The 23,303-nt window shown below is 46.7% G+C and carries 22 protein-coding genes; 5 read left to right on the forward strand and 17 right to left on the reverse strand.

Annotated elements, in window-relative coordinates; genetic code table 11:
- Window position 1: 1 nt before the first annotated feature.
- The 7 genes from FBQ74_RS07395 to FBQ74_RS07425 all read right to left on the reverse strand — a co-directional run bounded on the left by FBQ74_RS07395 (window position 2) and on the right by FBQ74_RS07425 (window position 6,426).
- Window positions 2–460 (reverse strand): GNAT family N-acetyltransferase, encoded by a 459-nt coding sequence (locus tag FBQ74_RS07395; RefSeq protein ID WP_139756067.1) that lies wholly within the window; start codon window positions 458–460, stop codon window positions 2–4.
- 61 nt (window positions 461–521) lie between these two features.
- Window positions 522–1,640 (reverse strand): cupin domain-containing protein, encoded by a 1,119-nt coding sequence (locus FBQ74_RS07400; RefSeq protein WP_168190630.1) that lies wholly within the window; start codon window positions 1,638–1,640, stop codon window positions 522–524.
- Window positions 1,641–1,745: 105 nt separating this feature from the next.
- Window positions 1,746–2,306 carry an adenylate/guanylate cyclase domain-containing protein gene (locus FBQ74_RS07405; protein WP_168190631.1) on the reverse strand — a complete coding sequence of 187 codons (561 nt, stop codon included), beginning with the start codon at window positions 2,304–2,306 and terminating at the stop codon, window positions 1,746–1,748.
- 309 nt (window positions 2,307–2,615) lie between these two features.
- Window positions 2,616–3,992, reverse strand: a complete 1,377-nt coding sequence (gene purB, locus FBQ74_RS07410; protein ID WP_139756070.1) for an adenylosuccinate lyase — start codon at window positions 3,990–3,992, stop codon at window positions 2,616–2,618.
- A 12-nt stretch (window positions 3,993–4,004) separates the two neighbouring features.
- The gene (hflD, locus tag FBQ74_RS07415; protein WP_139757897.1) at window positions 4,005–4,634 is read right to left on the reverse strand and encodes a high frequency lysogenization protein HflD; all 630 of its coding nucleotides are present in this window, start codon (window positions 4,632–4,634) and stop codon (window positions 4,005–4,007) included.
- Window positions 4,634–5,773, reverse strand: a complete 1,140-nt coding sequence (mnmA, locus tag FBQ74_RS07420; RefSeq protein WP_139757898.1) for a tRNA 2-thiouridine(34) synthase MnmA — start codon at window positions 5,771–5,773, stop codon at window positions 4,634–4,636. The genes hflD and mnmA overlap by 1 nt, the downstream gene beginning before the upstream one ends.
- Window positions 5,774–5,874: 101 nt before the next feature.
- Window positions 5,875–6,426, reverse strand: coding sequence for an rRNA large subunit pseudouridine synthase E (locus FBQ74_RS07425; protein ID WP_139756071.1), 552 nt, complete (start codon window positions 6,424–6,426; stop codon window positions 5,875–5,877).
- A gap of 373 nt (window positions 6,427–6,799) precedes the next feature.
- On the opposite strand from FBQ74_RS07425, the gene FBQ74_RS07430 reads away from it, so the two are divergent.
- A complete protein-coding gene (locus FBQ74_RS07430; RefSeq protein WP_139756072.1) occupies window positions 6,800–9,022 on the forward strand; it encodes an NADP-dependent isocitrate dehydrogenase in 2,223 nt (740 codons plus the stop codon).
- A 117-nt stretch (window positions 9,023–9,139) separates the two neighbouring features.
- Here the strand turns inward: FBQ74_RS07430 and FBQ74_RS07435 are convergent, their stop codons facing one another.
- Together FBQ74_RS07435 and cspD are read right to left on the reverse strand one after the other, a co-directional pair.
- The gene (locus FBQ74_RS07435) at window positions 9,140–10,399 is read right to left on the reverse strand and encodes a hypothetical protein (RefSeq protein ID WP_139756073.1); all 1,260 of its coding nucleotides are present in this window, start codon (window positions 10,397–10,399) and stop codon (window positions 9,140–9,142) included.
- Between the two features lie 214 nt (window positions 10,400–10,613).
- On the reverse strand, window positions 10,614–10,832 hold the full coding sequence (gene cspD / locus FBQ74_RS07440; protein WP_139756074.1) for a cold shock domain-containing protein CspD: 219 nt from the start codon (window positions 10,830–10,832) through the stop codon (window positions 10,614–10,616).
- 205 nt (window positions 10,833–11,037) lie between these two features.
- Between cspD and clpS the strand changes: the two genes are divergently transcribed.
- Window positions 11,038–11,358, forward strand: coding sequence for an ATP-dependent Clp protease adapter ClpS (gene clpS / locus FBQ74_RS07445; protein WP_139756075.1), 321 nt, complete (start codon window positions 11,038–11,040; stop codon window positions 11,356–11,358).
- A 27-nt stretch (window positions 11,359–11,385) separates the two neighbouring features.
- The gene (clpA, locus tag FBQ74_RS07450; protein ID WP_139756076.1) at window positions 11,386–13,665 is read left to right on the forward strand and encodes an ATP-dependent Clp protease ATP-binding subunit ClpA; all 2,280 of its coding nucleotides are present in this window, start codon (window positions 11,386–11,388) and stop codon (window positions 13,663–13,665) included.
- Between the two features lie 73 nt (window positions 13,666–13,738).
- Here the strand turns inward: clpA and infA are convergent, their stop codons facing one another.
- The 4 genes from infA to trxB all read right to left on the reverse strand — a co-directional run bounded on the left by infA (window position 13,739) and on the right by trxB (window position 16,580).
- Window positions 13,739–13,957 carry a translation initiation factor IF-1 gene (infA, locus tag FBQ74_RS07455; protein ID WP_018981915.1) on the reverse strand — a complete coding sequence of 73 codons (219 nt, stop codon included), beginning with the start codon at window positions 13,955–13,957 and terminating at the stop codon, window positions 13,739–13,741.
- A gap of 79 nt (window positions 13,958–14,036) precedes the next feature.
- A complete protein-coding gene (locus FBQ74_RS07460; RefSeq protein ID WP_139756077.1) occupies window positions 14,037–14,744 on the reverse strand; it encodes an arginyltransferase in 708 nt (235 codons plus the stop codon).
- Window positions 14,741–15,490, reverse strand: a complete 750-nt coding sequence (aat, locus tag FBQ74_RS07465) for a leucyl/phenylalanyl-tRNA--protein transferase (RefSeq protein ID WP_139756078.1) — start codon at window positions 15,488–15,490, stop codon at window positions 14,741–14,743. Before aat ends, FBQ74_RS07460 begins: the two co-directional genes overlap by 4 nt.
- 121 nt (window positions 15,491–15,611) lie before the next feature.
- Window positions 15,612–16,580, reverse strand: a complete 969-nt coding sequence (gene trxB, locus FBQ74_RS07470; RefSeq protein WP_139756079.1) for a thioredoxin-disulfide reductase — start codon at window positions 16,578–16,580, stop codon at window positions 15,612–15,614.
- Window positions 16,581–16,828: 248 nt separating this feature from the next.
- Between trxB and yfbV the strand changes: the two genes are divergently transcribed.
- Complete coding sequence (gene yfbV, locus FBQ74_RS07475) at window positions 16,829–17,278, forward strand: terminus macrodomain insulation protein YfbV (protein ID WP_139756080.1); 450 nt, start codon at window positions 16,829–16,831, stop codon at window positions 17,276–17,278.
- A 5-nt stretch (window positions 17,279–17,283) separates the two neighbouring features.
- On the opposite strand, the gene FBQ74_RS07480 is transcribed toward yfbV, so the two are convergent.
- Both FBQ74_RS07480 and sppA read right to left on the reverse strand, forming a co-directional pair.
- Complete coding sequence (locus FBQ74_RS07480; RefSeq protein ID WP_205912288.1) at window positions 17,284–17,781, reverse strand: SprT family zinc-dependent metalloprotease; 498 nt, start codon at window positions 17,779–17,781, stop codon at window positions 17,284–17,286.
- A 4-nt stretch (window positions 17,782–17,785) separates the two neighbouring features.
- Entirely contained in the window at window positions 17,786–19,648 is a 1,863-nt protein-coding gene (sppA, locus tag FBQ74_RS07485) for a signal peptide peptidase SppA (RefSeq protein WP_139756082.1), read from the reverse strand.
- A 300-nt stretch (window positions 19,649–19,948) separates the two neighbouring features.
- On the opposite strand from sppA, the gene FBQ74_RS07490 reads away from it, so the two are divergent.
- Window positions 19,949–20,500, forward strand: coding sequence for an NAD(P)H nitroreductase (locus FBQ74_RS07490; protein WP_139756083.1), 552 nt, complete (start codon window positions 19,949–19,951; stop codon window positions 20,498–20,500).
- Window positions 20,501–20,553: 53 nt separating this feature from the next.
- On the opposite strand, the gene pyk is transcribed toward FBQ74_RS07490, so the two are convergent.
- Both pyk and FBQ74_RS07500 read right to left on the reverse strand, forming a co-directional pair.
- Window positions 20,554–21,990 carry a pyruvate kinase gene (pyk, locus tag FBQ74_RS07495; RefSeq protein WP_139756084.1) on the reverse strand — a complete coding sequence of 479 codons (1,437 nt, stop codon included), beginning with the start codon at window positions 21,988–21,990 and terminating at the stop codon, window positions 20,554–20,556.
- 301 nt (window positions 21,991–22,291) lie between these two features.
- On the reverse strand, window positions 22,292–23,140 hold the full coding sequence (locus FBQ74_RS07500) for a MurR/RpiR family transcriptional regulator (RefSeq protein ID WP_139756085.1): 849 nt from the start codon (window positions 23,138–23,140) through the stop codon (window positions 22,292–22,294).
- Window positions 23,141–23,303: the final 163 nt, after the last annotated feature.

Below are 23,303 nucleotides of genomic sequence, written 5' to 3' on the forward strand. Positions count from 1 at the left end.
TTCAGTGGAGGTGGTCTGCGTCGGGTAGCCTGAAAGAGGACAGCGGGCAACTCATCGGTTGCCTGGCTATGCCTGCCTCCATAAATGCAGGCCCGCTACATGTAAAGCCAAGGCTTTCATGATGGCTCACACTGGTTAAATCACAGTTCATGGTCAGTGTGGTGATATTAAGTGAATACGCCAGCGTAACCAGCGCACCAAATAGCTGCTTGTAAACGGAAAGATTTCGATAACCAATTCGAATGGCAACCCGGCCAATTTCACCGGTAGGCTTAAGTCGGGCAGTAGCAATAGCTTTTTTATCGCCGTCACTGATAATGATATGTAAAGCGCTTTTATCGTCTTCATCAAACTCAGCTTCACGGGGAAGCTGCCACTCAAGCACGAACACCTGCTCGCGTAACTCAATAAGGCGCTGGCTTGCGCTTTGCCAGTCGACCTGTTCAATCTGAAATGCCATTTTTTGATCCGTATTCTGCAAAATTTATGAAAATGTAGAATCCGGCTCACATCTGGGTTAGTTACTCCATTGCCCAATAGCCCTTATTAATGAGTGTAGCCAAAAGGTCGAAAATTGTACAGTCAGCTCTACTTGTCAGCGACGGTGGAAGCGGCCGTCCGGTGAAGTTAGCCAACATCATCGCTTTATATTTTTCATCACAGGTAAATGCTTCACCATTTACGTAAAAAGTAAAGTTATCGCTCTCGCTGGTGTAAACGGGCCGGCATCCCGGAGAGGGAACGATATCGATTCCATTTTCCAGCGCATTTTTTACATCACTGCGGCTGATGAGTGTTTCAGGAACCTGTTCGGGCAAATACTGATTACTCAAAAAGCGCAATAGTGCCGTATCACAAGCGTCCGTATCAAGAGCATTTTTTATCAATAGCTTGAGCTGCCTAAGGTCCTCCGGACTTACGCTGGAGGGATCTGCAGCGCGTGTTCGCGTGGGATCAGAAAATCGAATATTCCCGGTACCGCTTTCCTCAAACATGTCTGGCAGTATATCGAAGAGCTGTGACTGGTCCGGCGCACGAAAGCCTATGGAATAGGTAAGGCAATCATTAACAGCGACACCATCGTGGGGCCAGCCGGGTGGAATATAAAGCACATCGCCAGGCTGCAGCACCGTATCTATAACAGGTTCAAACCCATCTATTTGAGACAGGAGGGGGTGAGGGTAGTGAGTTTCATGTTCTCCAGGCTCACCCACTTTCCAATGCCTTTGCCCTTTTCCCTGGAGCAAGAATACATCGTACTGGTCCAGATGGGGGCCCACTCCGGCACCAGCGTTAGCAAAACTGACCATCAAATCATCCATCCGCCAGTGGGGGATAAACGAAAATGTGCGCATAAGTTCACTGGCCTCATCAAGATACTTATCGACACCCTGTACCAGCAACGTCCACTTGCCCTTACACAAGGGGGCAAAGTCTTCAAACGGCCCCTGGGTTACGTGCCAGTTTCCATCAGTATTCTGGATAATTCTGCTATCAACCTCATCGTCTTCACTTAAACCTGCAAGGTCGTGCTCATCCAGAAAGTCTGAAAAGTCGCTCAGCGCCTGTCTGAGGACAACCGGCCGCTTTTGCCAGTAATTGGATAGAAAATCATCGATGTCGAAATTAACTGACTGCAAGGTAAATATCCGCACAAATTAAAAGTGCAAGTGTAACAAAACCTCAGACAGTCAGGGAGAAAATCGAATGGCAGGAGGGTTGTTATTATTGTGCCGGAGCCGGTGTCAGCTTACTTCCGTCAACAACCTTCGGGTTACCGGACAGATGCGGATGGTACCAGGTAAGGTCGATTGCTCCAGGGATGCGGCGCAGTTTACTGTGTTACCCCAAATATCCGGTTGCTGTTTAAATCGTCCCAGACAATCAATAATTACCGGCCCGGTAGCAATACCAATGCGCATTTGTAACATGACACCATAACGTGCAGACAGTAATTGCGTCACAGTAAGTATCGAGTGGGCAAAGCTTATACTGTTGCGCACCCTGTGTTGGGCTGGATCAGGGCAATAAAGCGTACATCCATCAGCAACTACCGCTCCGCTGATGGCAAGAAGGCCATCTCCTGTCGTTTTGATTTTATGGATATTGTAATGCTGGCACTGCGTGTCCAACTGCCAGAATAAATCATCGAGTAAGTTTACAGTAAACATGTCCCCGTACTGACGACACAACTGTGTAAAGCCAGCCAGATCAGCAAAAATCACCGTGACATTTTCCAGAAAACGTCGCTGACTTAGCGATCCAGGTGCAACTGTGTAGCGGTGGGTAAAAACGGTCGTTGGCATTGTTTGTAAACCTGGGAGCATACATTTATCTGAAAAATTGCATTTAAAACAGACCGCATGTACGAAGCGCAATACGCTATAGCTGATGAGAACCAATATCAGCCATGGCGCTATAACGATAAAAAGAGGGCACAGGAATGCTGCAGTAATCAGGCGCGAGGGGGAGTCAGGAAATAAATAGCGCTGAAATTTATGCAGCTTTGTTTTAAAACGGCGGGTAAACCCAGAAAAATATGATTCTGTATCCATGGCGACTCTTCTTACCGGAAAAATTTGTTTCCGCCGGTAAGAAAGTCGCCTGAACAATTATTACGCTTTAAGTAACTTGTCTACCAATCGGATTGCATCACCAATATACGAGGCAGGCGTCAGTGCTTTCAACTCGTCTTTAGCACTGTCTGGCATATCCAGATTATCGATAAACGCACTGATAGCCTGGGCGTTTACCTTTTTGCCGCGCGTCAATTCTTTAAGCTTTTCATACGGCTTTTCGATACCGTAACGGCGCATGACTGTCTGAATAGGTTCCGCCAGCAACTCCCAGTTGTTATCCAGCTCATTAAGCAGGCTTTGCTCGTTCACTTCCAGTTTACTGATGCCTTTCAGGGAAGCCTGATAAGCGATAACCGAGTAACCCACACCCACGCCTAAGTTGCGCAATACCGTTGAGTCCGTTAAATCACGCTGCCAGCGGGAAACAGGAAGCTTGGTGGCAAGGTGATCAAAAATAGCGTTCGCCAGGCCCAGGTTGCCTTCAGAGTTTTCAAAGTCGATAGGGTTTACTTTGTGCGGCATGGTTGATGAGCCAATTTCGCCCTCTACCGTTTTCTGTTTAAAGTGACCTAATGCGATATATCCCCAGACATCACGGTCGAAGTCGATAAGAATGGTATTAAAGCGACCCACCGCATCAAAGAGTTCTGCTATATAGTCGTGAGGCTCAATTTGAGTGGTGAAAGCGTTCCAGCTCAGTCCAAGGCTTGTCACGAAAGCTTCTGAGGTTTTGTGCCAGTCAATTTCGGGGTAGGCCGACAGGTGCGCGTTATAATTCCCCACTGCGCCGTTAATTTTACCCAGAAGTGAAACCGCAGCAATCTGGTCTCGCTGACGTTGAAGGCGTACCGCAACATTCGCCATTTCCTTACCCATGGTGGTGGGGGAGGCTGGCTGGCCGTGTGTACGCGCCATCATTGCAACGTCACGGTTTTCTTTAGCAAGCCGCTTAAGCTCATTAATAAGCTTATCGCAGTAGGGCAGAATGACCTCATCTCTGGCTTCTTTTAACATCAGCGCGTGAGAAAGGTTGTTGATATCTTCTGACGTGCATGCGAAGTGGATAAATTCGCTAACGGCGTGCAGTTCGCTGTTATTGGCAACCTGCTCTTTTAAGAAGTATTCGACCGCTTTCACATCGTGATTTGTAGTGCGCTCAATGTCTTTGATTCGCATGGCATCATCAACAGAGAAGTTAGCAACGATATTATTCAGTAGTTCGTCTGACTCAGCACTGAACGCAGGTACTTCTTTAATATGCTTCTCTTTCGCCAGCATTTGCAGCCAGCGTACTTCAACCTGAACACGGTATTTCAGCAATCCATACTCGCTGAACATACCACGCAGAGATTCACTTTTACTGGCATAACGTCCATCCACCGGGGAAATAGCGGTTAACTGGGTTAGCTCCACCTTACTTGCTCCTCAACTATTGATTAATTTAAGTGCCTGCGAAGCACTTTCTACAATGCGTTTACGATTAAACAGAATCTGACGGCGTCGACCACCCATTTGCCGCCACATTACAGCGGCTCTTACACCGGCCAGAAGTAAAGCGCGGACACGTTGCTGATTAACGGGCTGGCGTAAATGGTCGGGGTTTCCGGCTACCTGAATTCGTGGCGCCAGAGGACTGATAATATCTGAATATATACTGGCAAGAGAACCAGCAATCTGGCTGTCTTCAAAGCTGACGTGGGCGAGCTGCCGCTGAACATGAGATATTCGGTTGCCCAATTCAGCCAGCGCATCAGGTTTTGCAGCCAGCTTTCGTTCCAGGCCGAGCAGGCTCGCAATATAGCGGGTCAGCTCTGTATCCTTAGAGGCAGACTTATCTGATAACTGCGCCAACAGCGTTTGATAACCCGTTTTAAGATTTTCAAGACTGCCAAAAACATGTTGCGGGCTTTCCGGATCAGTGACCAGTATGCTCGAAAGACTCGCCTCAAAGGCGGTATTGTCAACACTTCCGTTGCGGGCAACTTGCTTAACCAGCGCCGCAGCCTGGCACACACCGGCAAGTGCCAGATGCTGTTCTATATGAGGCTCTAACATCAGCGAATATAACTCTCGATAATGGCGCCACCCAGACACACTTCGTCCTGATAAAACACGGCTGATTGGCCCGGAGTAACGGCTTTTTGCGGCTCATCAAATTTAACGTGAACCGTATCGTCACCAGTAGGGGTGACTGTACAGGCGATATCATGCTGACGATAGCGGGTTTTAACCGCGGCGCGGATAGGGCCGGTCAGAGGCTGCCGGCTTACCCAGTGAATCTGATTGGCAACCAGGCCCTCTGAATAAAGACGGGGATGATCAGCACCCTGACCGACAATCAGTACATTTCGTTTTACATCTTTGTCGACCACATACCAGGGATCATCACCATAGTCTGCCAGCCCTCCGATATGTAAACCTTTACGCTGACCTAATGTGTGATACATCAGCCCTTCGTGCGTGCCAATTTCCTCACCTTCAGCTGTTTCTATTTTGCCGGGTTGAGCAGGCAGGTAGCGGGCCAGAAAATCTTTAAACTTGCGTTCACCGATGAAACAAATACCGGTAGAGTCTTTTTTGTCCGCAGTAACCAGACCCTGTTCTTCAGCGATCCGTCTAACCTCGGGCTTTTCGAGTTCGCCCACAGGAAACAGCGTTTTGGCGATATGGTCTTCGCCCAGCGTATAGAGAAAGTAGCTCTGGTCTTTATTATTATCCAAACCGCGCAGCATCTGCCATTTACCGTCGATGAGGCGACGGCGGACATAGTGGCCGGTGGCAATAAAGTCAGCACCGAGATCTTCGGCAGCAAATTCCAGAAACGCCTTAAATTTGATTTCTTTATTACACATGATATCCGGGTTCGGTGTACGGCCCGCTTTATACTCGGCAAGAAAATACTCAAAGACATTGTCCCAGTATTCTGCAGCAAAATTAATCGTGTGCAGATAAATACCCAGTTTGTCGGCAACAGCCTGCGCGTCAGCTAAATCTTCCGCAGCAGCGCAATACTCATCGTTGTCGTCTTCTTCCCAGTTTTTCATGAACAGGCCTTCAACCTGATAACCCTGTTGCTGTAACAGGTAGGCTGAAACCGACGAATCGACACCGCCGGACATGCCGACGATCACTTTTTGCTGTTCAGTAGGACGCGGGGAAGTTACTGGATTGGTCACCGTATTCTCTTTACTCATCATCATGTCTTTTGAAGGTGGCGGATTCTAACAAAAAATACCGTCTAAAGCACGGCTTTCGGCCTATGTCAGTGGGGATGGCCACAGCCAGATTCAACCGTTTACATATCCAGTTTCAGGAAACCGCCATTCTCTATCCCATCAATCGTCCAACTACCTACGCGATAACGAATTAATCGAAGTGTGGGATAACCGACGTGGGCAGTCATGCGCCTTACCTGGCGATTTCGTCCTTCAGTGATGGTGATGCTTAGCCACGATGTAGGGATATGCTTCCTGAAACGAACGGGTGGATGGCGTTCCCACAACACTGGTTCATCGATTCGCTTCACTTTTGCCGGGCGCGTGGGGCCGTCTTTCAGTGTAATGCCCTCACATAATTGCCTGATGGCGAGTTCGCTAATATCACCTTCAACCTGCGCATAGTACGTTTTGCTGGTTTTTTCAGCGGGGTTTGCCAGCTTATGCTGCAATTTGCCGTCATTGGTGAGCACCAGTAACCCTTCTGAGTCGCGGTCCAGCCGGCCGGCGGGATAAACATCGGGTACGCTGATAAAATCTTTCAGGGTGGCGCGGTCGTTGCCATCTGTGAACTGGGAAAGAACATTGTACGGTTTATTAAATAGCACCACGCAGGATGGCTTTTTTGGCATCAGGGGCTCCGGGTTGAACTGTAATATCGGCAATGATGCTAAACAGCATATAAAAACTGCCGCACCTGCCTTCGGGCAAATGGTCAAACCATCAGCGATCGGCAACATTTGAATGATCCTTGACCGTAAGACAATGGTATGACTTGTAACTAAAATATTCGTCCATATACTAATGAGCGCGGCATGAATTGCTCGGGTATCTGACTGTCATTTTCGCTTGCTGGTCTTGGGTCGAGTCGGGCACGCAACAGCGATTAGCCCTGCAACAATATTACCATGCCTGTCGAGGCGGGGGACGAATTTTTGTCAATTTCATCTTTCGTATTCAACGGATTAATACGGTACAGACGTACCGAAAACATTGAGGTATATAATGACCAAAGCCAAGTCGACTATCGTCTATACCAAAACTGACGAAGCGCCAATGCTGGCGACTTATTCGTTGCTTCCTATCATTGAAAAATTTGCTGGCGCAGCAGATATCGATATCGAATTGAGCGATATCTCTCTGGCTGCTCGTATCCTTGCGAATTTCTCTGATTATCTGAATGACGACCAGAAAGTGCCAGACGCATTAGCGGAGCTTGGTGAGTTAACCCAAAATCCGAATGCCAATATCATAAAGCTGCCAAATATCAGCGCTTCAATTCCTCAGCTACGCGCTACGATCAAAGAATTGAAGGCGCAGGGCTTTGATGTTCCTGAGTTCCCGGATGACCCGAAAACTGACGAAGAAAAAGATATTCGCGAACGATATGGTAAGGTTCTGGGCAGTGCGGTAAACCCGGTATTGCGTGAAGGTAACTCTGACCGTCGTGCACCTACTGCAGTTAAAAACTTTGCGCGTAAATATCCTCATTCAATGGGCGAGTGGAGCCAGGCTTCACAATCGCATGTTGCGCATATGCGTGGCGGTGACTTCTTCTCAAGCGAAAAATCGACCACCATCGAAAAAGATGGATATGTGTCGATTGAATTCACCGATAAACAAGCCAACAAGAAAACATTAAAGCCTAAAGTTAATCTGCTTGCCGGTGAAGTGATTGACGGCATGTATATGAGCAAAAAAGCACTGTGTGACTTTTTTGAAGAACAGATTGAAGATGCCAAGAAGAACAATATCCTGTTCTCTTTGCACGTAAAAGCAACCATGATGAAGGTGTCTCACCCCATCGTGTTTGGTCACTGTGTTAAAGTTTTCTACAAAGAGTTGTTCGATAAATACGGCGAGCTTTTTGACGAGCTAGGCGTAAATCCAAACAATGGTTTAGGCAGTGTTTACGACAAAATTGAAAGCCTGCCAGAGTCTCAGCGCTCAGAAATCCAGCGTGACATCAATGCCTGCTATGGCAACCGTCCACCGATTGCGATGGTTAACTCTGACAAAGGCATTTCGAATCTGCACGTACCCAGCGATGTTATCGTTGATGCCTCCATGCCGGCGATGATCCGTAATTCAGGACAAATGTGGGGACCGGATGGAAAGCCTCACGACACCAAAGCGGTTATTCCTGAAAGTACCTATGCCACCATCTATCAGGAAGTTATCAACTTCTGTAAGACACACGGTGCCTTTGACCCGACGACGATGGGCACAGTGCCAAATGTAGGTCTAATGGCGCAAAAAGCCGAAGAGTATGGCTCGCACGATAAGACGTTCGAAATGGAGAGTGACGGTACAGTTCAGATTGTTGATCAGGATGGCAATGTACTGATTGAGCATCAGGTTGAAGAGGGCGATATCTGGCGCATGTGTCAGGTAAAAGATCTGCCTATCCAGGACTGGGTCAAGCTTGCTGTAACCCGTGCCCGTCAGTCTGGCATGCCTGCCGTATTCTGGCTGGACGATGAACGCGCGCACGATGCGCAGCTGATTAAGAAGGTTAATAAGTATCTTCAGGAGCATGATACCAGTGACCTTGATATTCAGATTATGTCTCCGGTACGCGCTATTCGTTATAGCATGGAGCGTGCGATGCGTGGCCTGGATACTATCTCTGTTACCGGAAACGTATTGCGTGACTATCTAACCGATTTATTCCCGATTCTGGAGTTAGGTACAAGTGCGAAGATGCTGTCAATCGTACCGTTGATGGCTGGTGGCGGTTTATATGAAACCGGTGCAGGTGGTTCAGCGCCTAAGCATGTACAGCAGTTTGTTGAAGAAGGGCACCTGCGTTGGGATTCACTGGGTGAGTTCCTGGCACTTGCTGTGTCTTTGGAAGATGTTGCTATCAAAAATGACAACAACAGAGCGAAGATAATTGGTAAGGCACTGGATAAAGCCACTGAAACATTACTAAACAATGGTAAATCGCCTAAGCGTAAAGCGGGCGAACTGGATAATCGTGGTAGTCATGTTTGGCTTGCCCTATATTGGGCGCAGGAAGTCGCTAATCAGTCTGAAGATGAAGCCCTGGCTGCTGAGTTTAAAGACATTGCCGAGAAGCTCGAAAAGAACATCGATAAGGTGCTTGAAGAGATCGACGCGACCCAGGGTAAAGAACAGGATATCGGTGGTTATTATTACCCCGATCCGAAGAAAGTCTACAACGCGATGTCACCCAGTAAAACATTGCATGACATTCTGGGCTAATCCCCAAAATTGATATAAAAAAGCCCGGCTATGCCGGGCTTTTTAGTATGTTGGTCTATCAGTATTTATTTGTGTTGCGGAAACTTCATGAATGTGAATATTAACAGTCACTCAACGCTAACTACGCTTCCTGAACTCGACGATTAATACAGTAAAAGCGATTAGCGCAAATGTCACCCAAACGATGGGCGGCAGCATAGATGAGCTGATTTTTGCAATATCACCATCCAGCGAAGCAGGTATGAGTGACGCGATTCCCGCAGACAGATTCAATCCCATTAGCAGTTTTAATAGCTTAGCGTGCTTTTCTGTACGCGAATCAATATGTAATTTCGCCAGATTGATGTGTTCCTTCACCGCATCAAGGTGTTTATATGTCTGAGCAATATGCCCGTCCAGCTTTAACGCGTCATTAATAGACGCTGATAAGAACGTATAGTCATCGTTTTTAAACGGAATGCTGAGATTATCAAAGTTGATCATTTCACGGTTACAGGTGAAATAGAATGTTTCTATATCTTTAGCTTCCTGGTTTAGCAGCGTATAACTTTGGGTTTCGCTGTCGATGTTCCGGTTAATCTGATCAAGTCGGTGCTCGCATTGAAAAATCCAGGTCTGACACTGAAAAAAGCGCGATAAAGACTCTATATAAAGGTTCATGAACGTGGCCCGTTTCTCTTGACTGACCATTAAGATTGTTTTCCAGGTACCTAACAGAATACGGCCATCATCTAGTCGCTTTACGGTACTTTCAAAGCCTTCATCAAGGAGTTCTTTACAGACAAAATCACTGCCTGAATCACACGCATACAGCAAGCGGCCATGTTGATAGGGGTAGCAGTAAGAGTCTGGCTTAAACTCATCTGACTGCCTGACAAGCCCTTTTATCTCTTCGAGTAATTTGCAGTGATTTAGAATTGGGGGGATTGTGTCATCGACAACGGGTGTAGCGATTCGGGTCATTGCATTTTTATATGCATTATTTCGCTTAAGATAACGAGAGTAAGAAAGGTTAATATAACACTGAAGGGCCTCAGTAATCGCAGTGATACTGTCATTAGCAAGCCCGGGAATATGATAATCGTATTCAAAACATATATTGCCGCAAACCCGGATAGAAAGCTGGAGCGAAACCTCGACGTCAGTGTTTAAAATCGTGAGGCGTTGGGTATCTATGACATAGCAGAGCTTGGGAATGTGCAGTGCAAGATAGCTGAAGTTATACGCCATATATTCATATTCGTGTTTGCAACTTTCCCACGAATAGTGCTTCACAAGCAGGCTATCTACACGATTGAGTGCTTCAACAGATGGCGTAAAAACGCCACCCAAATCATAGAATATCGGGTTTAAAATGGTTACAGATGGGCCAGACATCAGACGTCCATGTTTACTCAGAAAAGCTAAATGTAAATAATGGCTGCGCTATCTGTCTAGCACTTAATTAGTAAAATGCCGGGAATGGGTACCGGTGGGGGATATGTAAGCAAAGAAATCGAAGTGCCTGATGTGTCGGATACTTTAGAACAGGCATAAAAAAGCTTTTACTGTTAAATGCAGTAAAAGCTTTTTGGCGTTTATTTACCGGATTTTAACGCTCAGGTTCGTCCATTACGCCGATGTTTTCAGCATGCAGGCCTTTAGGGCCTTGCTGAACATCAAAGGTCACTTCCTGACCAGCTTTTAGAGAACGATAACCTTCCATTTGGATGGTTGAATAGTGAGCGAAAATGTCTTCACCGCCATTTTCTGGCACGATGAATCCAAACCCTTTTGCGTTGTTAAACCACTTAACTTTACCAACCGCCATACTTCGACTTCCTCTTAATCCTTGAACTCACACAGTTATGCCCCCACAATAGGTTTGAAGGGCAAATTGTACAGTCATGCGTCACTTCATAACGGTACATCAGAAACTGTAGATATTTTAACCACTCAATGTCAAGCGTATTTTGAAGAATTAATCTTATAGAAAAAATTCTGCGTAATATACGCTTAAGCACTATCCTATTACTATGAGCAAAGACAACGCGATCAGTATTGAAAGAGAAAAACTTAGAGAAGCGCAGCGTAAGAAGACGCAACCGCCTCCCATGTACAAAGTGTTGTTGAACAACGACGATTACACGCCGATGGACTTTGTGGTCGAAGTACTCACACGTTTTTTTAATTTGGATTCGGAGAAAGCCAATCAAATTATGTTGACAGTGCATTATCAGGGAAAAGCTGTCTGCGGCATTTTTACTGCAGAAATTGCTGAAACCAAAGTAATGCAGGTCAATCAGTACGCACGAAAGAATCAACATCCGCTTATGTGCACCATGGAACCGGCGTAGTAAGTGAACTAACTAGGGGCGAGCAATATGTTGAACAAAGAATTAGAGCAGACGTTAAACGAAGCATTCGTGTTTGCCAGAGAGCATCGACACGAGTTTATGACGGTTGAACATTTGCTATTAGCATTAATGGACAATTCATCAGCGCAGGAAGCCCTCAAAGCCTGTGGCGCGGATATCGATACAATTAAAAACGAGCTGATAGAGTTTGTTAAAGACACCACGCCACTTATTCTTGAAGACCAGGTAGGTGAGAGAGAAACTCAGCCCACACTTGGCTTCCAGCGCGTGCTGCAACGCGCTGTTTTTCATGTTCAGTCTTCCGGCCGCGATGAAGTAACCGGCGCAAATGTGCTTGTCGCTATTTTTAGTGAGCAGGAGTCTCAGGCTGTTTATATTCTTAAAAAGTCCGATGTTACCCGATTAGATGTTGTGAATTTTATCAGTCATGGCGTAAGTAAAGCCGACGATGAAGCGCCGGGGGCGTCAGGTGAAACCAGTGAAGAAGGTGCTGAAGGCGAAGAGGGCGGTTCGGCGTTAAGCAAATATGCAACTGACCTGAACCGGCAGGCAAAGGACGGCAAAATTGACCCTCTAATAGGCCGTGATTCAGAGCTTGAAAGAACTATTCAGATTCTATGTCGCCGCCGTAAAAATAACCCCCTGCTTGTTGGTGAGGCCGGTGTAGGTAAAACGGCTATTGCAGAAGGACTGGCATACCGCATAGTGCAGGAAGACGTGCCGGAAGTTATTGCAAAAAGTACCGTGTACTCCCTGGACCTGGGCGGTCTGCTGGCGGGAACGAAATACCGTGGTGACTTTGAAAAACGCCTCAAAGCTATTCTAAAAGAACTTAGCGCAGACGAGCACGCTATTCTGTTTATCGATGAGATACATACCATCATCGGTGCGGGTGCTGCTTCAGGGGGCGTAATGGATGCCTCTAATTTACTTAAACCCAAATTAAGCAGTGGTGAATTACGTTGTATTGGTTCAACCACGTTCCAGGAATATCAGGGCATTTTTGAAAAGGACAGAGCGTTAGCTCGTCGCTTCCAGAAAGTCGATATTACTGAGCCGAGTGTGAGCGATACGACGAAAATCTTGCTTGGTCTGAAAAACAGATATGAAGAGCATCACAGCGTTCGTTTTACACAAAAAGCGCTTCAGGCTGCTGCGGAGTTGTCAGCTAAGTACATTAATGAGCGGCACTTGCCTGATAAGGCTATCGATGTAATGGATGAAGCTGGGGCCAGTCAGCGTCTGTTGCCGCAGTCCAAGCGTAAGAAAACTATCAATGTATCAGACATTGAACAGATCATTGCCAAAATGGCGCGTATACCTGAGAAATCGGTTTCAGCGTCAGATAAAGAGGTACTTAAAAATCTTAATCGAGACCTTAAGATGGTTGTGTTCGGACAGGATAAAGCGATTGAGTCGCTGACAGATGCAATTCACCTGTCCCGCTCAGGACTGGGCAATGAAGAGAAGCCGATTGGTAGCTTCCTGTTTGCCGGGCCTACCGGTGTCGGTAAAACAGAAGTTACTCAGCAGCTGGCAAAAATCATGGGTGTGGAACTGGTACGGTTCGACATGTCTGAATACATGGAGCGCCATGCGGTAAGCCGGCTAATAGGTGCGCCTCCAGGCTATGTCGGCTTTGATCAGGGCGGTCTGTTGACTGATGCTGTGATAAAAAACCCTTACTCAGTTGTGTTGCTGGATGAGATAGAGAAAGCACACAGCGATATTTACAATATCCTGTTGCAGGTGATGGACCACGGGACCCTGACCGATAACAACGGACGAAAAGTTGATTTCAGAAATGTTGTGTTAGTCATGACGACAAATGCGGGTGTACAGGAAACTGTGCGTAAGTCTATCGGCTTCAAACAACAGGACCATAGTCACGACGCGCTAAGCGAAATAAACAAAGTGTTCTCGCCAGAATTCCGAAACCGTCTGGATGCGATCATTTGGTTTAATCACCTTGAGACAGACATCATTCTTCAGGTGGTTGATAAGTTTATCATCGAGCTTCAGGCGCAACTTGATGTTAAAGGCGTGTCCCTTGACGTTACCAGCGATGCCAGGGCATATCTGGCAGAGAAGGGCTACGATCGCTCGATGGGTGCACGGCCTATGTCGCGCTTAATCAAGGAAGAAATCAAGAAAGAGCTGGCCAATGAGCTTCTCTTTGGCGAGTTAAGCAAAGGCGGCAGCGTGAAAGTAGATCTCGGAGACGACAAGCTGGTGTTTACCTATACCGGTGTAGAATCTAAGAATACGCAGGCTGAGTCGAATTAATCCTAAAGACAGAAACTAAAAACCCGGCATTAGCCGGGTTTTTTCTTATCGGTGAGATTCTTACTTACTGATATTATCTTGCACGATACACAATACGACCTTTAGTCAGATCATAAGGTGTCATCTCAACAGTGACTTTGTCACCTGTCAGAATTCGAATATAGTTTTTACGCATTTTTCCGGAGATATGCGCAGTGACCACGTGGCCATTTTCCAGTTCAACGCGGAACATTGTGTTGGGTAGGGTATCTAGAATTACCCCTTCCATTTCAATAGAATCTTCTTTTGCCATGTATAGCAGTTACCTCAGTAAGTCAAAATTTTGCCGCGCAGACCTTAACTAATCTTGCCAGATATGTAAAGGTAAAACGCTATTTTTTATCAAAGCGATGCCAGTCGTTATTATAAAAACGCTCATTAGGATAAAAACGACGCTTATAATTCATTTTAGCACAATCATCTATCTGGTAGCCCAGATAAAGATACTGTTTGTGATTTGCTTTTGCGTGCAACACTTGTTGCATGATCATCCAGGTACCTGGTGAATGCTTCAGTCTGTCAGGCGCATAAAAAGTGTAGAGGGCTGAGTAGGCCTGATGCTCATTATCATTGTCTATGTTGTCAGTTACCGCCACTGCCACTAACTCATCACCCTCGTAGGCTTCTACAAATATCGGCGACTTCCATTCACAAAGAATAAAGCTTTCGAACTGTTGACGATTAGGTGGGTACATAGACCCATCAGCGTGACGCTGGGTGATATAGCGCTCATAAAGCTCGTAGTACGCGTCACGGGGCGCGAATGCCAGGGTGGAAGACAAATGAGCATTACGCGATAGAACACGCTTCTGACTTTTCGACGGCGTAAATTCATCTACCAGAATACGAATTGACTGACACGCTGAGCAGGAAGGACAATGCGGCCGGTAAATCTGTGCACCGCTGCGTCTGAAGCCTGCCTGGATTAGCTGACCATATCGCCATGCAAAGTTTTGGTCTTTCTCTGCGAAAACTAACAATTGCTCATGCTCATCAGGCAAATAGCTACAGCTGAATGTTTGGGTAATTCCGAATTTCATAGGGCAATCACCTGCTTCTGCCAGCACTTACGATAAGCGGGCATAAGATCACCGTTTTCATCCAAAGTCTGAGAGTGCTCTTTCAGTCGCAAGATAAATTCATTCCGACTGACAGTTTTCGCGCCCAGGCTCGCCAGGTGTTCAGTAGGCATCTGACAATCAATAAATGCTAACCCATGCGTCTGCATGTGTTTTACTAATGCATACATAGCAAGTTTAGACGTGTTTGGCTGTTTGTGGAACATAGATTCGCCACAAAAAACGTTGCCTACTGCCACCCCGTAAAGGCCGCCTACCAAACTGCTGGTCTCATCACGAACCTCAATTGAATGGGCAAACCCTGCTTTATGCAGTTGCAGGTAAGCTGTTTGCATTTCATCGGTAATCCAGGTCGCCGATGTTTCTTCGTCACTGTGAAGATCACGCCGTGGAATAGAGGCGCAAAGGCCTATCACATCTTCAAACTGATGGTTGAGCGTAACCGTGTAGCACTGTTTTCGAATGAGTTTGCGCAGGCTTCTTGAACAATGAAACCCATCCAGCTCAATAATGGCCCGAGGATCAGGTGACCACCACAACAACGGTTCATTATCGCTAAACCACGGAAATACCCCCTGACTGTACGCATTCAGCAGACGTCGCACTGACAGATCGCCACCGAAAGCCAATAAGCCGTTAGGTTCGCTTAGTGCTTTGCTAACAGGCGGGAAAGGTGTGTGTTCGGTCAGGTAAGGAAGCTCAATCATAGTAATAAGCGATAGTACTTTTCAAAATAGTTATAGCAAAAACCGGCGCGCTTTAATGCCAAATTCAGTCGTCACATTAAAAAAGGGCCCGATGGGCCCCTTTGCTAAAGCATACAGAACACTACCACTGTGCTGCTGCTCTGACACCGTCCAGGTATTTCTCAGCATCCAGTGCAGCCATACATCCGGTTCCGGCAGAGGTAATTGCCTGACGGTAAATATGATCGCTTACATCACCTGCGGCGAAAACACCTTCAACCGAGGTTTGTGTAGCGTTACCCTCGGTACCGCTATTAACTTTGATATAGCCATCTTTCATCTCAAGCTGGCCTTCGAAGATATCGGTATTGGGTTTATGGCCGATAGCAATGAACAAGCCCATAACATCAAGCTCTTCTTTTGCATCACTGTTGGTGTCGGCAATACGGATCTTCGTTACACCCATTTCATCGCCCATCACTTCATCAAGTGTACGATCCAGATGAAGAATGACATTGCCGTTCTCCGCCTTTTCGCGCAAACGCTGCTCAAGAATTTTTTCTGAACGGAATGTGTCGCGGCGATGCACAACATGAACTTCTGAAGCTATGTTTGATAAGTAAAGCGCCTCTTCGACAGCGGTATTACCACCACCTACTACAGCAACTTTTTGGTTACGATAGAAAAATCCGTCACAAGTTGCACATGCAGATACGCCTTTACCTTTGAACGCTTCTTCTGATTCCAGCCCCAGATATTTAGCCGATGCACCTGTGGCAATAATTAACGCATCACAGGTATAGGTGCCGGAGTCGCCATGCAATGTATAAGGTTTTTTCGAAAGATCTGTTTTATTAATATGGTCAAAAACAATCTCTGTATTAAACTTTTCTGCGTGTTTTTGCATCCGCACCATCAGATCAGGGCCGGTCAGACCTTCCGGGTCGCCGGGCCAGTTCTCGACATCCGTCGTGGTGGTTAACTGACCGCCTTGCTGTATTCCGGTAACCAATACCGGATTGAGGTTCGCCCGCGCTGCGTATACTGCCGCTGAATATCCCGCGGGGCCAGAACCCAGAATAAGAAGAGGCACATGCCTGGTCTCTGCCATTTTAATCTCCAATCAAAACCTGCCATATGCAGATTTGTACAAACGATGAGTGTCTTTATTAGGGCAAAATTTTTACATTCAATAGTGAACGATGCAATCACCAACGACAATGAATAATATTTCAATATGGTAACCCGCATTGATGAGCTATACTCGGGGTGATTAAGTATTAAATGAAAAGAGCGCCAGTTAAACAGTAATTACAGTGGGAAAGGGTGGTTACTGGCAAGCTTTAGTCGAGGTGATTTATGTCACAATCCGTATTATCTTTATTCCGGGACGGTCATGCGTACATGAGCACGTGGCCGGTAAAAAAAGAGTTATACCCTCACTTCCCTGAATGCAAAGTCATTAGCGCTACGCGGTTTTCTATCGCTGTAATGCCGCCTGTTGCGGTGGTTTGCAGTGCAATGTTGTTTAATACGCTGGGCGGTGACTACCTGCCTCAGACACTGGCTATTGGTGCATTTTTTCTCAGCTTACCGTTGCAGGGTATCCTCTGGCTGGGACACAGGTCTAATCAAACTCTGCCACCGGCATTAAAGAGCTGGTATCATGAAATTCACGGTAAATTGCAACAGGAAGGTTGCGAGGTTCATTCGCGTCAGTCAGAACCGAAATACAGGGAACTTGCAGCATTGTTAAAGTCAGCTTTCGATCAGCTCGATAAGGTATTTACACGTCGATGGTTTGAATAAGTTGACTAAAGGTGCTTTCCCGTAAACGTCAGAATTCCTCTGCACCCTCTGCATAGGTACTGTTGTTTGTTACGCATTACCTTATTGTGACGACGTACCGATAAGTTAATCTCACCGCACTCACAGCGATACACGTATTCCTTCAGACCCAATGGGGCGAGATCAAAACGGTGCGTAGTTCTCGCTGGTGCCTCAAACAGGTTGCGCATAACCCATTGCCATTGTTTACCGTGTGGCGCAACGCGACCGTAAATCTGATAGACAATAATATGACAGACCTCGTGAGGTATCACCTCGTCGAAATAGGCCTGCCGATTGTGAGTAAAAAAGACTGGATTAAAATTAATTTTATTCGTTGTCAGGTTAGCGGTACCCGCATTTTTTCCTGACTTTCGCCAGCCAATTGCCGGTGTTTTAAGAGGTTGTGAAAAATGCGACTCTGCTAAAGAGAACAGCGCGTTAACGCGCTGTTCGACTTCGTTTTTTTCATGTTGCGATATCACGTGGTCAGTGCACCTGACATTGCAGACATAACACATATACACCCATAGGATCATTAAGCTGGTTTACGCTGTTATAGTGTGTAAGCAGCTGCTTAACCATCCCCATCATCGGGGTATCGTTACCCACAAACTGACTCTTTGCGGCCCATACCATTGCCTGACCGAAAAACTCACGCCAGAACATTTCCTGAGGACTAAGCTGACGCTTTACATAAGATGTCTCATACTCTTCGATGCCCGCGAGTTCTGCTGCAGCTATCACAGCATCCTCAAGCTCGCCCAGTTCATCTACCAGCCCGAGTTCCTTGGCTTTAGTGCCGATCCATACGCGACCCTGAGCAACATTATCTACGGCTTCTGGCGTCATCTGACGGTTCTCAGCGACCATAGTGATAAAGCGGTTGTAGCTGCTTTCAACATTGCGCTGCAAAATATCAGCAAAACGTGGATCAAGCTCGCGGGCAGGGGAGAGACCGGCCACCTCTGTTGATGCAACACCGTCGCTGGATACACCAATATAATCCAAGGTGTTTTCGTAAGTCATAAACATACCAAATACACCGATTGAACCCGTAATCGTGCTGGGAGAGGCGTAAATTTTATCTGCCGGAGCAGATATCCAGTAGCCGCCTGATGCTGCGTAGGTGCTCATTGACGCCACCACCGGCTTGCCTGCTTTTTGTAGCTCCAACACTTCCTGACGAATCACTTCTGAGGCGAAAGAAGAGCCCCCCGGAGAGTCAACCTGCAATACCACTGCCTTCACATTGTCATCAATTCGGGCCTGACGCAAAAGACGTGCAGTGCTGTCGCCACCAATCGTACCCGCCCGTTGTTCCCCATCCAGAATCTGACCTTTCGCTACCACAATGGCAACCTGATCGCCGTCTTTCTCAATAGAGGGCATTGGCGGATTAATGACTTTCAGGTAAGCGCTAAATGTTGTGACGTTAACGCCCAGCTCAGTATCATCACGACCAACCAGCTCAGCAAGTTCCTGGCGAATATCGGTGCGCGTTTTAAGGGCGTCTACCCAACCATTTTCTAAAGCATATTGCGCAAAGTCCCCACCTGCCGCATCAAACTTTTCTACCAGCACATCCAGTTTTTCATCAAACTGGCTTTCAGGAATATTCCGGGCCGCTGCGACATCTTCTTTATATTGTTCCCAATACGTATCCAGCCACTCTCGATTTGCTTCTTTGGCTGCATCTGACATGTCGTTGCGCAAGAATGGCTCGACAGCAGACTTATAGGTTCCTACACGGAAAATGTGGGTGGTAACCTGAAGCTTTTCCAGCAGGTCTTTAAAGTACAATCCGTAGCGACCATAGCCTTCAAGTAAAAGCGCTCCCATTGGGTTAAGGTAAATTTTATCGGCATGCGCTGCCAGGTAATACTGACTTTGAGCAAAATAATCACCGATAGCGTAAACCGGTTTACCGGATACTTTAAAATCATCGATGGCCTGCGCGACCCGGCGAAGCTTATCGAGACCGCCACCTTCAAACTCTGCCAAATCAAGTACCAGTGCTTTAATGCGGTTATCTTCTTTTGCATTTCGCAGTGCTTTTTCTAAATCGCGCACCAGTAATTCCGGATTTTCCGGTTCTTCACCAAACGCTTCCTGCATGAACTGTTCAAAGGGATCCACCGATTCTTTCTCAATAACCAGTCGTCCCTGCAAGTTCATATACAAGGCACTGTCTGGGCGGACCGCTACCGGATCTTTATCGGCAGACACTGCTAATATGATTGCTACCAGAATGAAAATGAAAATTACGTTGAAGAAAAGCTTTCTGCAGAAGTTTAAAACTGTCCACAGTCCGACAAAAAGTGATTTCGTCCAGCTTCCATTTGCTGCCATAAACTATTACTACCTATAAGACCTGTTATCGTTATGGTATCGAATCATAACTGAATCGCTACTTTAAATTGTAATCAATTGTTACTTTTCAGCTACTGTACGCAATAACAATAAAAGCGGATAAGATTTCGGGGGAGTGTACCGTATTTTCAGGATTAACAGCATTAAGAGATAAGTGTTACTGCAGTAACCCTAAGGGTATGCTGACGCGCACCATTTAATGGCGTTATTACATTGGTCTTTTTATATCGGTGCTCGTAGGATACAGGCTACAGATTATTAAAAAAACGGGAGTTGTCTATGGATGCTTTGTCACTTCTGCTGACACGTCGCTCACAGCCACGATTAAGTGAACCTGCACCATCAGGAGAAGAGCTTGAGAATATCAAGCAAGCCGCGTTAAGAGCTCCGGACCATGCCGCACTAACACCCTGGGAGTTCATCGTTTGTGAAGGCGAGGGGCGCGATAAGCTGGGAAGTATTTTCGAGCAGTCCGCTATTCAGAATGATAAATCACAAAAAGAAATTGACCGCGCGCCACAGCTTCCACTCAGAGCACCGATGATTATTATTGCGATTGCAAAGTATACCGAACATGCGAAAGTCCCACGGGTAGAACAAATTGCATCAGCATCCTGTGCAGTCATGGCGATGCAAATGGCTGCAATTGCACAGGGATTCAATGGTATCTGGCGCACCGGCGCTTATGCACAGTGTGAATATGTGAAATCACAACTCGGACTGTCTGAAGAAGACGAAGTGGTAGGGTTTCTCTATTTGGGGACGCCGAGTATGGACACACCGCAGGCCCCCGGGCGTGAAAGTAGCGAATACTTCTCTCACTGGAACTAAAAAAAAGCCGGCACTCTTGATGCCGGCTTTCCCATACGGGTACGTGTTGGTTTTTAATCGACTTTAACTATCTTCATAGCGTTCGTGGCGCCGATTTTTTCCATTTCATCGCCGTAGGTCATTACTACTGTATCGCCCGGAGCAATCTGGCCAATAGCTTTCAGTGCTTCCATGACATCATTTTTAAGTTTACCTGGCTCACTGTCCCGCGAGTCAAAATAAACCGGCTTAACACCGCGATAAAGTGCCATCATGTTCAGGGTGTCCTGATGACGGGACAACGCTACGATAGGTAATGTAGTCGTCATGCGCGACATTAGTTTAGGTGTATTGCCGCTTTCTGTCAGTGCAATAATCGCGCGGATGCTTGGCAAATGATTTGCCGCGTAAACTGCCGACAATGCAATGGTCTCGCTTACAGTAGAAAATACATCGTCCATGCGATGTTTGGACAATTTTACACTGGGGTGGGTTTCAGCACCTTCACAAACCCGCGCCATCGCCTGAACGGTTTCGACCGGAAAATTACCCGCCGCGGTTTCTGCTGACAGCATCACTGCATCGGTGCCATCAAGCACTGCGTTAGCCACATCCATTACCTCTGCACGTGTAGGCATAGGGCTGTTGATCATCGACTCCATCATCTGGGTAGCGGTAATAACAACTTTGTTTAGCTGGCGTGAGCGGGCAATCAGTTTTTTCTGCTTTCCGACAAGTTCTGCATCGCCAATTTCTACGCCCAGGTCACCCCTTGCAACCATTACGGCGTCAGATGCTGTAATTATGTCGTCAATGGCTTCATCGCTTGCAACGGCTTCAGCGCGCTCAACCTTGGCGCATATTTGAGCATGGCAGCCAGCTTGCTGAGCCAACTCTCTGGCGTAATTTAAATCAGCGCCACTTCGTGGAAACGATACTGCAAGGTAGTCGACACCAATTTTAGCAGCGGTTTTAATATCCTCTTTATCTTTGTCTGTAAGCGCTTCTGCAGACAAACCACCGCCCTGACGGTTAATGCCCTTATTGTTCGACAGCTTGCCACCTACCGTCACTTCGGTGTGAACTTTACGGCCTTCTACCTTTGTCACTTTAAGTTGAATGCGGCCGTCGTCAAGCAACAGGATATCACCGTCGGTAACGTCGTCCGGTAATGCTTTGTAGTCTATGCCAACAGACTGCTTATCACCGGAATCACGGTCCAGCTCGGCATCAAGCGTGAATGCATCACCCACAGTAAGCTCTACCGCGCCGTCCTTAAAGCGGGCCACCCGAATTTTCGGCCCCTGAAGGTCGCCCAGGATAGCGACATACTTCTTCAGGTTAGAGGCAGCTTCTCTGACGCGCTTCGCTCGCTCAATGTGGTCTTCTGCCTGACCGTGAGAGAAATTCATGCGGACGACATTTGCCCCTGCCTTGATGATGGCTTCAATTTTTTCAATTGAGTCAGTTGCAGGGCCCAAAGTGGCAAGGATTTTTGTTCTTCTGCTCATAATATTCGGTCGCTTCGTTGCTTAAAATGAAAAAGACAGGGTGATCGTAACGCAACACCATAGAAATGTCGCTACATTGTAATCACTTTTCGTAATTTTATTACAGAATAATATGTGAATTTGACGTTATTGTGAATGCTGCAAAGTGTAAATAGCTACTGAACATACCAGTGAAGCTCATTATTCATTCAGTCAGTGTTTAATAATAGATCACATTCGTGAGCGGGGCAGGGGTGAAGCAGAAGACAGATAAAATACATAGCGGATGCGCCCGACCAGGCGGGCGCTAAGGATAAGACTATTAGTCGCGTTTCTCGTAACGGGAGTTGCGCAATGTATCTTTAACACGTTTCAGGTTTTCACGGAATTTATTCCCCCTGCGCAGTGTAAAGCCAGTGGCCAGTACGTCAACCAGTGTCAACTGAGCAATGCGTGAGGCCATGGGCATATACATATCCGTATCCTCAGGTACCTCGAGTGACAGCACATAGCTACACTCATTTGCCAGCGGGCTATCTGCAGATGTGATTCCCACAACGGTAGCATCGTTATTCCTTGCAATTTGCGCGATCTCTACAAGGTTCTTTGTTCTGCCTGTATGAGAGAACAAGACAACCACATCACCGTCATTACAATTCATACAACTCATTCGCTGCATCAGGATGTCTTCAAAGTAAACGACCGGCACATTAAACCGGAAGAATTTGTTCAGCGCATCATGGGCTACGGAGGCAGAAGCGCCTAAACCAAAGAAAGATATCTTTTGTGCCTGGGTTAGCAAATCCACAACACGATTAACTACGTTTACGTCTATAGACTGACGCGCAACTTCAAGTGAAGCCATCGTAGATTCAAAAATTTTATTGGTGTATTCCTGCGGACCGTCGCTTTCATCAACATGACGGTTTACATACGGCGTGCCATTTGCAAGGCTTTGCGCCAGATGTAATTTGAAATCAGGAAAGCCTTTGGTATCGAGGCGACGACAAAAACGATTCACGGTCGGCTCGCTGACATCGGACATCTTTGCCAGTGTTGCAATACTTGAATGTATCGCAGTTTGCGGATTGGCAAGGATAACATCTGCCACTTTTTTTTCTGATTTACTGAAAGCAGATTTGCTTTGCGTGATTTTCTCGAGAATATTCATACGGCGTAAGCACTTAAAATAAGAGTCAGTCCCTTTTGTATGGGCCTATACTACTTGATGTGCAGGCTGTGACAAGAGGAATGTAATTTTTTAACAACCGGGTAACGCGGCTGTTTATCAGGTAAAATGAATAACTACACAACTCCGAAATGGGTAGAAGTTG

Origin of the sequence: Salinimonas iocasae (genome assembly GCF_006228385.1) — a bacterium.
Lineage (GTDB): Bacteria > Pseudomonadota > Gammaproteobacteria > Enterobacterales > Alteromonadaceae > Alteromonas > Alteromonas iocasae.

Excerpts from the sequence above, each read along its gene's own strand:
- FBQ74_RS07395 (WP_139756067.1), bottom strand. The coding sequence starts at position 460 with ATGGCATTTCAGATTGAACAGGTCGACTGGCAAAGCGCAAGCCAGCGC.
- FBQ74_RS07405 (WP_168190631.1), bottom strand. The coding sequence starts at position 2,306 with ATGCCAACGACCGTTTTTACCCACCGCTACACAGTTGCACCTGGATCG.
- hflD (WP_139757897.1), bottom strand. The coding sequence starts at position 4,634 with ATGTTAGAGCCTCATATAGAACAGCATCTGGCACTTGCCGGTGTGTGC.
- mnmA (WP_139757898.1), bottom strand. The coding sequence starts at position 5,773 with ATGAGTAAAGAGAATACGGTGACCAATCCAGTAACTTCCCCGCGTCCT.
- FBQ74_RS07425 (WP_139756071.1), bottom strand. The coding sequence starts at position 6,426 with ATGCCAAAAAAGCCATCCTGCGTGGTGCTATTTAATAAACCGTACAAT.
- FBQ74_RS07430 (WP_139756072.1), top strand. The coding sequence starts at position 6,800 with ATGACCAAAGCCAAGTCGACTATCGTCTATACCAAAACTGACGAAGCG.
- FBQ74_RS07435 (WP_139756073.1), bottom strand. The coding sequence starts at position 10,399 with ATGTCTGGCCCATCTGTAACCATTTTAAACCCGATATTCTATGATTTG.
- cspD (WP_139756074.1), bottom strand. The coding sequence starts at position 10,832 with ATGGCGGTTGGTAAAGTTAAGTGGTTTAACAACGCAAAAGGGTTTGGA.
- clpS (WP_139756075.1), top strand. The coding sequence starts at position 11,038 with ATGAGCAAAGACAACGCGATCAGTATTGAAAGAGAAAAACTTAGAGAA.
- clpA (WP_139756076.1), top strand. The coding sequence starts at position 11,386 with ATGTTGAACAAAGAATTAGAGCAGACGTTAAACGAAGCATTCGTGTTT.
- infA (WP_018981915.1), bottom strand. The coding sequence starts at position 13,957 with ATGGCAAAAGAAGATTCTATTGAAATGGAAGGGGTAATTCTAGATACC.
- FBQ74_RS07460 (WP_139756077.1), bottom strand. The coding sequence starts at position 14,744 with ATGAAATTCGGAATTACCCAAACATTCAGCTGTAGCTATTTGCCTGAT.
- aat (WP_139756078.1), bottom strand. The coding sequence starts at position 15,490 with ATGATTGAGCTTCCTTACCTGACCGAACACACACCTTTCCCGCCTGTT.
- trxB (WP_139756079.1), bottom strand. The coding sequence starts at position 16,580 with ATGGCAGAGACCAGGCATGTGCCTCTTCTTATTCTGGGTTCTGGCCCC.
- yfbV (WP_139756080.1), top strand. The coding sequence starts at position 16,829 with ATGTCACAATCCGTATTATCTTTATTCCGGGACGGTCATGCGTACATG.
- sppA (WP_139756082.1), bottom strand. The coding sequence starts at position 19,648 with ATGGCAGCAAATGGAAGCTGGACGAAATCACTTTTTGTCGGACTGTGG.
- FBQ74_RS07490 (WP_139756083.1), top strand. The coding sequence starts at position 19,949 with ATGGATGCTTTGTCACTTCTGCTGACACGTCGCTCACAGCCACGATTA.
- pyk (WP_139756084.1), bottom strand. The coding sequence starts at position 21,990 with ATGAGCAGAAGAACAAAAATCCTTGCCACTTTGGGCCCTGCAACTGAC.
- FBQ74_RS07500 (WP_139756085.1), bottom strand. The coding sequence starts at position 23,140 with ATGAATATTCTCGAGAAAATCACGCAAAGCAAATCTGCTTTCAGTAAA.